The organism is Pilosibacter sp. NGB245 (assembly GCF_057397225.1).
The window spans coordinates 1,879,539-1,891,517 of the sequence record NZ_CM171584.1; the positions used below are offsets into that span (position 1 = coordinate 1,879,539).

10 protein-coding genes and 1 pseudogene are annotated in these 11,979 nt (G+C 44.7%); 8 read left to right on the forward strand and 3 right to left on the reverse strand.

Features of this window, described 5'->3' with window-relative positions:
• Window positions 1-29: 29 nt before the first annotated feature.
• From ACXMYH_RS08410 to ACXMYH_RS08440, 7 genes and pseudogenes are all read left to right on the forward strand, one after another.
• Entirely contained in the window at window positions 30-1,427 is a 1,398-nt protein-coding gene (locus tag ACXMYH_RS08410; protein ID WP_486554680.1) for an MFS transporter, read from the forward strand.
• 188 nt (window positions 1,428-1,615) lie between these two features.
• Window positions 1,616-1,915 (forward strand): annotated as a pseudogene (locus ACXMYH_RS08415) (NAD-dependent epimerase/dehydratase family protein); the annotation flags it as partial.
• Window positions 1,916-2,065: 150 nt separating this feature from the next.
• Window positions 2,066-2,866: a helix-turn-helix transcriptional regulator gene (locus ACXMYH_RS08420; protein ID WP_329752533.1), complete on the forward strand. Its 801-nt coding sequence runs from the start codon at window positions 2,066-2,068 to the stop codon at window positions 2,864-2,866.
• Window positions 2,867-3,322: 456 nt separating this feature from the next.
• Entirely contained in the window at window positions 3,323-3,871 is a 549-nt protein-coding gene (locus tag ACXMYH_RS08425) for a hypothetical protein (RefSeq protein WP_486554681.1), read from the forward strand.
• 50 nt (window positions 3,872-3,921) lie between these two features.
• On the forward strand, window positions 3,922-4,083 hold the full coding sequence (locus ACXMYH_RS08430; RefSeq protein WP_015554547.1) for a hypothetical protein: 162 nt from the start codon (window positions 3,922-3,924) through the stop codon (window positions 4,081-4,083).
• 56 nt (window positions 4,084-4,139) lie between these two features.
• Complete coding sequence (locus tag ACXMYH_RS08435; RefSeq protein WP_015554546.1) at window positions 4,140-4,283, forward strand: hypothetical protein; 144 nt, start codon at window positions 4,140-4,142, stop codon at window positions 4,281-4,283.
• A gap of 299 nt (window positions 4,284-4,582) precedes the next feature.
• Window positions 4,583-4,948, forward strand: coding sequence for a DUF2500 domain-containing protein (locus tag ACXMYH_RS08440; RefSeq protein WP_486554682.1), 366 nt, complete (start codon window positions 4,583-4,585; stop codon window positions 4,946-4,948).
• A 52-nt stretch (window positions 4,949-5,000) separates the two neighbouring features.
• Here the strand turns inward: ACXMYH_RS08440 and ACXMYH_RS08445 are convergent, their stop codons facing one another.
• From ACXMYH_RS08445 to ACXMYH_RS08455, 3 genes are all read right to left on the reverse strand, one after another.
• A complete protein-coding gene (locus tag ACXMYH_RS08445) occupies window positions 5,001-6,053 on the reverse strand; it encodes a tyrosine-type recombinase/integrase (protein WP_118298042.1) in 1,053 nt (350 codons plus the stop codon).
• Window positions 6,053-6,937, reverse strand: coding sequence for a tRNA lysidine(34) synthetase (locus ACXMYH_RS08450; protein WP_486554683.1), 885 nt, complete (start codon window positions 6,935-6,937; stop codon window positions 6,053-6,055). The genes ACXMYH_RS08445 and ACXMYH_RS08450 overlap by 1 nt, the downstream gene beginning before the upstream one ends.
• Window positions 6,938-7,333: 396 nt before the next feature.
• Window positions 7,334-9,553 (reverse strand): C40 family peptidase, encoded by a 2,220-nt coding sequence (locus ACXMYH_RS08455; protein ID WP_486554684.1) that lies wholly within the window; start codon window positions 9,551-9,553, stop codon window positions 7,334-7,336.
• A 548-nt stretch (window positions 9,554-10,101) separates the two neighbouring features.
• Here ACXMYH_RS08455 and glmS point away from each other — a divergent pair.
• A complete protein-coding gene (gene glmS, locus ACXMYH_RS08460) occupies window positions 10,102-11,919 on the forward strand; it encodes a glutamine--fructose-6-phosphate transaminase (isomerizing) (RefSeq protein ID WP_486554685.1) in 1,818 nt (605 codons plus the stop codon).
• Window positions 11,920-11,979 lie beyond the last annotated feature (60 nt).

Sequence of the window (11,979 nt, forward strand, 5' to 3'; positions counted from 1 at the left end):
TAAACAAGGAAGGAGAGTATGGTTGTCCTATGGGAGAAAAAAAGTATTTAAAATGGTATAACAAAATTGGATATGGTTCGGGTGATATTGCAGGTAATGTAGTCTATGCGTTCCTGACATCCTTCATGATGCCCTATCTGACAGACTCAGTAGGACTTGCTGCAGGTGTCGTAGGTACCCTGATTGCCGTATCAAAACTATTTGATGGTTTCACGGATATATTTTTTGGATCAATGATTGACAAAACACACAGTAAAATGGGAAAAGCAAAGCCTTGGATGCTGTATGGATATATTGGCTGTGCCATTACATTAGTCTGCTGTTTTGCGGTACCAGTCAGCTTGGGGACGACTGCTAAATATGCATGGTTCTTTATCTCTTATACACTGTTAAATGGTGTGTTTTATACAGCAAACAATATTGCGTACTCAGCACTTACGTCACTGATTACAAAGAACAGCAAAGAGCGTGTACAGATGGGATCTTACCGTTTTATTTTTGCATTTTCAACAAGTCTTCTGATTCAGGCGATTACAGTTGGATTTGTAGATAAATGCGGTAGAGATGCTGCGGCATGGAGAACGGTTGCTATTATCTATGCAATCATTGGTCTGGTCGTAAATACGATTTCAGCACTTTCTGTTAAGGAACTTCCGGAGGAGGAACTTAATGAAGGAGAAGTAAAGAATGATAATGAAAAGTATGGAATGGTACAGGCATTCAAGCTTCTTGTTAGAAACAAATATTACATGATGATTTGTGGAACATATATTTTACAGCAGTTATACGGTGCCATGATCGGAGCCGGGATCTATTATATGACTTGGGTGCTGAAAAATAAAAATTTGTTTGGCCAGTTTGCATGGGCGGTAAACATTCCACTGATCATTGCCTTGATTTTCACACCGACATTAGTTGGTAAGTGGAAGGGTATGTATAAACTGAACTTGAGAGGTTATGTTTTAGCAGTCATTGGTAGAGCACTCGTTGTTGTTGCCGGATATATGGGCAATATTCCGCTTATGATGGCGTTTACAGCTCTTGCAGCATTAGGACAGGGACCATGGCAGGGAGATATGAATGCGGTCATTGCTTCCTGCTCTGAATACACTTATCTTACACAGGGAAAGAGAATTGACGGAACTATGTACTCTTGTACGTCTCTAGGCGTAAAGATTGGTGGCGGTATTGGAACCGCTGTTGTTGGATGGATGCTTGAGCTCAGTGGATATGTCGGAAAAAATGCAACTCAGCCACAGTCTGCACTTGATATGATGCAGTTCATGTATCTTTGGCTTCCGTTAATCTTTGATGTATTGATTATGTTTGCACTTTCAAGAATGAATGTAGAAGGTGCAAACAAGAAACTGAAAGCAGAAAAAAGAATTGCTGCAGATGAAATAACAGATGCATCAGACATAAATTAGCATTTGACAGGGAAAAAGCATTGTTTGAACATTGTTCAATGAGGCAATGCTTTTTCTATATAAATATTTTCAGGACTAATCAAAAAAAGAAAAGGAGAAATGATCTATGAGCAGTATTTTGGTATTAGGCGGAGCTGGTTATATTGGTTCTCACACTGTGTATGAGTTGATTGCCGCAGGAGAAAAACGATGGTACATGCGTAAGGGATTACATCCATGTGAATGACCTTGCACAGGCTTATATTCTTGCCATGGAATATTTAAGAAACGGAAATGAAAGTAATATTTTTAATTTGGGTAATGGAGTCGGATTTACGGTAAAGATTCTTGGATGGAATCCTAAATTTGATGATCTTGAGACGATTATTACAACTGCATGGAAATGGCATAGAAATCATCCGAATGGTCTTAAGCAAAATATTCAGTTTTCACAAAACAGTCTGTTTAGTATTTATACATGGTATGGATGCGCAAAATATTCTGTGTAGAATAGTAAAAGGTCATTCAGGTATTTTTTAAGGTTGCTCATTTGCAATTCCTCCTTTCCTTGTTTACAAGTCGATTATAGGATAGATAAAAAAGGATTGCTTGCCAAATCGAAAGAAGATATAGACAAATGTTGCAAAGGAGAGTATTTCATGCAGTTAAAATATGTTGACACAAAAGAGGAAATTATAGCGGTCAATAAAAAGTCAAAACATATTGAACCTCATCTTCATAATGCACTGGAGATTGTATGTGTAACAAATGGAGCATTAGAGCTTGGTGTCGGACAGGAACTTTACCATATGGAAAAAGGAGATATTGGATTTGTATTTCCAGATATCATTCATCACTATCAGGTACTGACACCCGGTGTAAATAAGGCCATTTATCTGATTGCATCGCCATTTGTGATTAGTAAATTTGCAGATATCATGCAATCCATGGCTCCCGAATATCCGATTATCAGAGCGGAAAAGGTTGAACAAGAGGTATATAGAGTTATAAATGCAATTTTAGAGACAGAACAGCCAGATATAACTGTTGCACAGGCATATCTTCAGATTGTGTTAGCACGTTGCATGGGAAAATTGAATTTGGTAGAAAAGAGTAATGTGGGAAGCAGGGATCTGATTTACCAGACGGTTTCATATATATCAGCAAATTTCAAAAAAAAGTTTTCGCTGGAAGAGATGGCAAAAGATCTGGGGGTAAGCAAATATGTCTTATCTAGGCTTTTTTCTCAAATATTCCATAGAAATTTCAATCAATATCTTAATGATGCAAGGTTAAACTACGCATGTTATCGTCTGGAAAATACGAGGGATTCTATTACAAATATTTGTCTGGATAGTGGATTTGAAAGTCAAAGAACGTTTAACCGAACATTTAAAGAAAGATACAAAATATCGCCGAGTGACTATCGGAGTAAATGCGTGAAAGATATGTTGTTATAAACGGTTCTATTAATGGAAAATGAGCAGAAAACACAGACCATCGAAACGCTGCGGCAAACCATTAAGGAATGGGAGGTTGCATGAAGAATTGGAGAAACTGTTTCCAGAATTAAAATAGACACATATAATTGAACCGGCCTTCCATACATTGAGAGGGCATTCTTAATCAAAACATAAGGGAAATCCGTATAGAAATACTGCAGACCGCCCCATCCAAAAGGAAAAGGTGGCCTACAGTTCCATTCTGTGAATTTTATTACATCATTGGGCGTACAGTCCGGATACTTACAAATACGTTCCAGCGTGATAAGCGTAATGTTCATATTCCTTTTCAAACTGTCAAGCGTATGGTTACAGAAGCAAGCCGAATGGCAGTGTACTAAAATTTGGTGGATGTAATTGAAGAAAAAATATGATATCATGTGAGTAACAAGTCGGAATTTGGAGGTAAAAAGCATGATGAAGCTCGATAATTTTATTAATATGATGACGGGACACTTTAATAACAAAGAGCAGTTTGATAATATGCAGAGAGAAGGGAAAACATATCCTTATGCAGAACACATTAATACAATCTGTAATGAGAAAATTTTAAACCTTCCTAAAGATTTTAATGGTAAATTTGTTGTTGAAGAAAGCTACTATGAGACAAATGGTAAACGCCATGCTTCCCCACATCTTTTCCTTATTACAGAGAAAGAAGACGGAATTGTGTTGTATTCTTATGAAATACCAGAAGGAGAAGATAAAAGTACGTTTTCATATGATTCTATGAAAAATGCTGACTACACTGAATTGAAAAAATCTGAAAAATTCACTCCGGCGCTCTATCATGAAAAAGATGGAATCTGGGAAGGAGGCAGTACAAGCCAGTTTTCACAGGTAATGACATTTAAGCTTTGGGAAAAGTTTTCTGATAGTTGTCTGGAGGTATCTGAAAGCATGGAAGTTAATGGAAAGAAAACTTTTGGATATGATGAACCAATTATCTATAAGCGAGTATAATCCAAGAATGAAATGTTGCGATAAATTTCAAATTTATGGAGGCATATATTATGAGAGTAATCATTTCAATCATTCTAATGGTAATTGCAGCGTTGGTCGGTTTTTTCTTTGGTGCTGGAATGAACGAAGCAATGGGTGGAGCAATACTACTTTCAATGATTACAGGTTTTGCTTGCACTATTAATGCTATTGAAAAGAACAAGAAGGACTGACAACTCCCTGTTTTGAGAATTGAGAAAATCGATACTTGTAGATGGAGGTAATCAAAATGAAAGAATATCAATATTTGATTGGAAAAATTATTGTCGCAGTGGCAATTATAGTTGCCGCAATCATTATAGCGCAGGCTATTGGTGGAGCTGGAGAAAGTATCCGTAGTAGCTTGTTGCAATTAAGGGATGCTCTTCGATAACTTCCAGTTTGCCGAGGCCAAAAGGTTAAAACAGAATATCGCGGAGGCGATGGCATGAATAAACTATACGATTTATTAAAATATATTATCTATGCAAGTTTCTACATGATTGCGATTAAAACGGGTATGGATTTCTATGGGTATAAGCGCTTTCCGAAACTATACGAATCGTATTCTGCACCGTGGTATACAGAAGCATTACTGTATATCGCTGCCTCGCTTTTCGTGATTGTCGTATATTTTGTGCTCAGAGTATAATCATTGGACGAAAGATGAAGAAGAGGTGAGCTATATTGTTTATGCTGTTTGAGTTTATGTTTCCGATTATCTTCGTAATGGTTTTTGGCATGATCATCTTCCAGTTTGTGACAGGAATCGGAACATGGCATAAAAACAATCAGTCACCGCGTTTGTCGGTGAGTGCAACCATCGTCGCAAAGCGTGAAAATATCACACATCATAGCCATGCAAATGCGGGTGACCTGTCAGGAACGCATGGCTACCATTCGACTTCAAGTACCAGCTACTATGTCACGTTTCAGGTAGAGAGCGGTGACCGGATGGAATTGCCGGTTTCTGGCAGAGAATATGGAATGCTGGCGGAAGGCGACATTGGGAAACTTACGTTTCAGGGAACGAGATATCTGTCATTTGAGCGCGTGTGATTCGGGAGGTGATAGTGTGAAAGAAATTAGTCTTTTTCATCGAAAAATTTTTTTAGCTTTCACGCAGTCTTACAACATTCCGCGCCGACCGTCTGCGTTCTTCCTCCTGAGCCGCATAATGTTTTCTGGTCGTATTGACATCATTATGGCCTAAGACGGAGGCGACGAGGTAGATATCGCCGGTTTCCCGGTAAAGGCTTGTACCGTAGGTGCTGCGGAGCTTGTGTGGAGTGATCTTTTTCAGCGGTGTGACAAGTTTCGCGTATTTTTTTACGAGATTTTCCACGCTGCGCACATTGATCCGTTTTCGCTGCATGGAGAGGAAGAGGGCATCCTCATTTCCTGGAACGGCATCGATCATTTCCCGCTCATCAAGGTAGTTTTCCAGCACATCACGGACTTCATCGCTGAAGTAGATCACGGATTCCTTTCCGCCTTTCCGGTAAACTCTGGCACCGCAGGTATCAAGGTCGATATCATTGATATTTAATCCAACGCATTCAGAAACACGGATACCGGTTCCGAGGAGGAGTGACATCATTGCAAGGTCTCGAACTTTTGTTCGCTCATGGTAAAGTTTCTGTTTCTCGGTCAGTTTATCACCTTCCTCAACTTCATCGAGGAGCTTTGCCACCTCATCGATCTCCAGACGGATAATTTCCTTTTCGTGGAGCTTCGGCATGCGCACGAGGGCGGCGGGGTTCTTCTCGATCCGCTCATTTCGGAAGAAATAGCTGTAGAAGCTGCGGAGAGAAGAGACCTTCCGCATGAGTCCACGTTCTGTATTTATAACATCTTCATTTGTATCACTCGGATGACATTTCAGATAATCAATATATTCCTCCAGATCTGTCACCGTCAGCTTTTCAAGATCAGACGGTGTGAGAGTATGGGACGGATTGTCAAAGGTGCCGGGATTGGCGGTCTTTAAGAACTGAAAAAATATTTTCAGATCATATGCGTAGGCAATCCTGGTTCTTGTGGACGTGCTTGTCTCGATTCCGCGGAAAAAATCGGAACAGAAAGAAGGGAGTTCCTTCTGCAGTTCCCGAAGTTTCTTGATATTTTCAATATCCTTCTGTTCATGGTAGGAGAGTGTGGCCATCAGAATTCCTCCTTTTTATTCTTGCTTTCACGGTCATTTTCATGGCAATTATGTGATTCGGAAAGTTGTTCTTCCGCACCGGTCTGATCGCTCTGCATTTTCACAGATGTCTCTGATCGACAGGTTTTATCAGCCACTTCCTCAGATGTTCCAGCCATTCCGATATTCCCAGAATTCCAGCCTTCAATATTTCCAGATGTCACCGCATGAAACAGCCGTTCCTTAATTCCCGGATTTTCTCTATTTAACTGCTTGGTTAAATTTTTAACATATTCGCGTTTTGTATGTCCATCCGCGGGGCATGGATTTTTGCACACAGGAAGATTATACTTATTCTTAAATCCGATCACATCCGCTTCAGAGACATACATGAGAGGGCGGATCACTGTGAGCTCTGTGCGGTCCAAAAATGTCTTTGGCGGGAATGTATAAAAACGTCCTTCGAACATTAAAGACAACAGCATCGTCTCAATAATATCATCCTTATGATGCGCGTAAGCGATCTTATTGCATCCGGCGGCCTTTGCCTCAAGGTTTAGGGCTCCTTTGCGCATTTTCGCACACAGAGAGCATGGATTGGACTCTTTACGGGTCTCAAAAACGATTTTCCCGATCTCGGTGGGGATTATCGTGAGCGGTACCTGAAAGCCTTCGCAAAAGGCCTTTATGCCGCTGAAATCCTGAATTCCGAATCCGAGATCGACTGTGAATGCATGAAGCGTAAAATGTTTCGGGTAAAAGCGCTGCAGTTCATGGAGCGCATAGAGAAGAGCCAGACTGTCCTTACCGCCGGAGACACCGACAGCAATATGGTCCTGATCATCGATGAGAGTATAATCATCAACAGCCTGACGAACCAGGCTTAAAAGTCTTTGTAATTTCATTAGAAAACCTCATTTCATGGAAAACATGGTAAATCACCGGAATTTCACCATAACTATTCGATAAACTGTTCTTTCACGAATAGTTAGAAATCTAACCATATCATACTCTATTCCATCCCCAATGTCAATATTCCGGCTTTCAAAACAAAAAATGCCATAATATATCTATCATTCATTTATTCAGCACACTAAATCTAAATAAAGCAAGCACCTTCTCTCCAGCCGCATTCCAGTCTTTCTAGACCCCTGATGTGCTGTAAAGAAGGTGCTGCACATGATCCGTATAAAAATGTTCATCACAATCATCAAATCAATTTCATACAGATCAAATTATTTAAAATTACTTTTTAGTCCCCAGAACCAGACAAATCGGTTAATTCCCAGAACTACATTCCATTAATCCAGCAGATTTCTATAATACGGCCAGTTCGCGTTCATCACGCCAATTGTGACATTGTTCGCGGAACCCGTCTCATGGACACACTGGATCTGTCCGTTTGAGGTAAATCCGAGGAACATGATAACATGCGGTGTGGATCCCGTGATTACCACAATATCGCCCGGCTTCAAATCCTGACGTTTTACCTGCCGTCCAAGAGTCCTTAAGCCCTCTGTGCCCTCATACGGCAGATGCGTTCCTGTGACGGACCAGTATACCCAGTTGACCCATCCGGAGCAGTCGAGTCCCTTTAAGATACGTCCCTTGTGGTCCGGGATCGTGACAGAACCGAAATTGTTGCCGGTGTAATTCTGGGCGCTGGCTTTTCCGCCCCAGTAATACGGGACTTTTCCGACAGACTGGAGTGCATACCGGATAATGTCCTTTCTCGTCTCCGACAGATCTTTCGGAAGTTTGCCCATGTAGGTGTCGATCTCAGCAGTGGAAAGCGGCGCTCTCGTTCCCTCCACGACTACGTTTAATCCGTAAGTTGCTGTCCAGTCCTGACGGTTGATATGGCTTACGAAAGAAGTCATTCTGCGGTTCCAGCCTTCCCAGCCGGTTCCGTCTGCGGTTACTGATGCAGTCTCTCCCACCGCATTTCCCGCATCATCGATGCTGTAAAGGTTTGCGCTCTCGCTGAGGGTCCGGATGATCGCTGTGATCTTAAGATCGACATGTCCCGGGCAGATCAGCGCATGGGAGGCGGCCGCATGGACGGTGTACTGCTCCACTGTTTCAGCTTGTTCATCAGAAACAGGGATGAGCTCCGGATCGGTTTCCGGCTCCTCACTTTCCGCGGATGCTGTTATCTCCGCAGGTGCTGCAGTTTCCGCGGCCGCATGGACGATATAATCGGAGCTTGCATCGGAATCTCCGTTGTCACTGACACGGATGACCTTTACCGTGGTCTCTTCCGCTGCCTCAGAAGAAGGTGCTGTTGTCTGCGGCGCTGTCTCCGCCTGCGCCGAAGGTGCCGCTGTCTGCGGTGTTGTCTCCGGAGCTTTTGTCGTCTCAGCCGCTGTAGTGGAATCTTCCACACGGACGATCGTCGTCTTCTTCTTCGTCTCCTGGATCACGCTCTCCGCTGTCTCAGCCAGGGAATCCAGGGCACTCGTGGTCGACTCCTTTGTCTCAGCTCCTTCTGTGTGGTTTGCAGCTGACGGCGGTACCGTTGTTGTCTCAGCTGCCGTTGTAGTGCCTTCCGACGCCCCCTGCGCGGAGGAGGCGGACGAAGAGCTGCCGCTGTAGCTCTCCCCGTTCACGGAAACCGTGTCTCCGGCTTGGTCGATGACCTCATCTCCCACATCTGTCCGGATCTCGGTATCGATATTCCGCCCGGATACGAATGTATCCTCTCCTTCCAGCTCAGAATCTCCCTCTTCCGCGGACGCGTTCGGATCCACACAGCCATCACAGTAGTAGACGTTTCCCAAAACTGCCTGGTAGGAATGTGATTTTGTCCAGAGATCATTGACGTAGGCACGGATCGAATCAAGGTCCGTGATCCCATTGTAATAAGCATATACACTCGCCATGGAAAGAATGTCCTGGGCATTGGAGACCGCGGATGTGACCTCTCCGTCTCCGTTGTAGAACGTGATCTTTACATTCTTAAAATGTTCCACATACCAGGTGGACGGATCATTTTTATTCTGGGTCTTTGATGTCGGATTGTACTGTCCGAGAACGGAGGATGCCTTGCGTCCAAAGGCAGGCGCCAGCTTTACCGGTGCCGTATTTGCCATATCGTAGATCGCAGCAAACCATTTGGAATCCTTCTGGATCAGCTCCTTCATCAGGATCTCCGCATAGCTTGTCTCCGATCCCTCTGCGTACATATTTGCGAGATTTAATTTATACGGGGCCGGAGCATCCGGGTCGATCTCCGCTGTGGTCTCCTCAGTCTCTCTCTCCGTCGGATCCTCGAGGATATCAAAGGTCTCCGGTTCTGTGATCCTCTCTGTACTGATCTCAGCCGGGGCGGCCACCGGAATATATGGCACCATCGCGGAAAACGCGATACAGGTGCACAAAGCCATCGCCAGAAGCGGTCTTGCATTCTGTCTGCGCGTCACCCAGCGCATACAGTCCGCCGCGATCTTTTCGACCTGTTCACGGATCTTTTCTTTATCGAAAGGTAATTTATGAAAATCTAAATGGTCTTTGAACTTCATTTTCGAGCGTACATCTCCTGCATTATGTAAATATAACGGTGTAAGTATAACATATAGAGGAAGGAAAATTGTTTAAGATTTTTTTAATTTTCCAAAATCAGCAGGTTCTTACAGCCCCGGAATTCCGGCATTTTTTTCGGCAAATATATGGCACGATCCGGTCCTTGTTGACATTCTTCATCTTTTCCCATATACTGAACAATATAAGGACATTGTGGCCGCTATGTGATGAAGCTCTTGCTTTTCCGTAGTAGAACGGGACAGTGTCCGGGCAGGTTTCTGCAGCCGCTATGTGAGCCGTTGATCCGGCCGTAGTTAAACGGGCAGCGACCTGCCATTTTTTTGCATATACCGGCGTATCCGTCACGGTCACACTCCTTTCTCAAAGACATTAAAGTCAGTCACCGATTGACTTTCCGGACATTTACTATTATAATCCTAGCAAATTCATTTGAATAAATTTACCGCATACGGGCACACATGATCCGTGCACGGTAACAGGATTCTGCCAATACCGGTTCAACCATCAGGAAATGGAGATGATATATATGTGTGGAATTATCGGATACTGCGGTCCTTTAGATGCGCAGACAATATTGCTAGACGGCCTTACCCAGCTCGAATACCGTGGTTATGACAGCGCCGGGATCGCCCTGTTTGATGAGAACTCAAAGATCCATTTTATCAAAAAAGTCGGAAAAGTTGCCGCTCTCCGCAAGGTGTGCGAGGAAAATCCGGTCGTGTCTCACTGCGGGATCGGTCATACCCGCTGGGCAACGCACGGCGGCGTCACCAGTGAAAACGCCCATCCGCATGTTGCAGGGAAGGTGACGATGATCCATAACGGCATCATAGAAAACTATCACGCCCTGACGGAAAAATACCACCTGGAAGGAAAACTTCACTCCCAGACGGACACGGAAGTTGCCGCAGCAACCTTAAACGAGATCTACAACGGTGACCCGATCCCGTCGATCCGGAAATTTTTAAACCAGCTGGAAGGCTCCTACGCCTTCTGTATCATGTTTGAAGACCGTCCCGGCGAGATCTATGCGGTGAGAAACGTAAGTCCGCTCGTAGCGGCTTACACGGCTTCAGGCGCCATGATCGCCTCCGACCTGACCGCACTTCTCCCGTACTCAAAGAAATACTTCGTTGTTCCGGAAGGAAAGCTCGTACAGCTCACCGCCTACCACGCTGATCTCTACGAGCTTGACGGCACAAAGACTGAGCCTGAGATCCTGGAGGCATCCTGGAACACGGACGCTGCCATGAAAAACGGGTTCCCTCACTTTATGATGAAGGAGATCCACGAGCAGCCGGAAGTGTTAAAGAAAACGATCCTGCCGCGTCTCACAAAAGGTCTCCCGGATCTCACCGACGAGAAGATCCCGGATGAGCTCTTAAAACGGATCACAAATATCCGCGTCATCGCCTGCGGAACTGCCATGCACGCCGGGATGGTCGCAAGAGCCCTGATCGAGCCACGTCTCAGGATCCCGGTCACAGTGTCCATCGCCTCCGAGTTCCGCTATGAGGAGCCGCTGATCGATGACTCCACGCTCACGATCGTGATCTCCCAGTCCGGCGAGACGATCGATACCCTGGCGGCGCTGCGCCTCGCGAGAGAATGCGGCTCCACCGTGATCTCGGTTGTAAATGTAAAAGGTTCCACGATCGCCCGCGAAAGCGACTATGTGATCTACACGCATGGAGGCCCTGAGATCGCCGTGGCGAGCACGAAAGCCTACACGGTACAGATTGCCGCCCTCTATCTTCTTTTCTGCCGTATGGCGCTTATACGCGGCGTATACACGGAAGAACATGCAGAGCAGTTCATGAGTGACCTCTTAAACTGTGCCACCTCCATGGAGACCATGATCCGGGAGGAAAATACGATCAATGAGATCGTCACCCATATCGTAAACTACCCGGATGTCTTCTTTATCGGCCGCGGAATGGACTACGCATTCTCCCTGGAGGGCGCGTTAAAGCTGAAAGAGATCTCCTACATTCATGCGGAGGCTTACGCAGCCGGTGAGTTGAAGCACGGAACCATCGCTCTGATCACAGACCATGTTCCGGTCATCGCGATCGCGACCCAGAAGCATATTTTCGCAAAGACAATCTCGAATATCCGCGAGGTGAAAGCGCGAGGTGCTTATGTGATCCTCCTCGTCACGGAAGATACCGCTGTCGACGAGGGCATTGCAGACGTGATCATCCGCATTCCAAGGGAAGATGACAAATTCACCGTGTTCCCAATCGCCGTTGTCCTTCAGCTCATCGCCTACTACGCTTCCGTCCAGAAAGGTCTTGATGTGGACCAGCCGAGAAACCTGGCAAAATCCGTGACGGTGGAATAAATAAAACAAGTTTATACAAAAAACCACCGGTTCAGGCAGATACATCCTCGCCCGGACCGG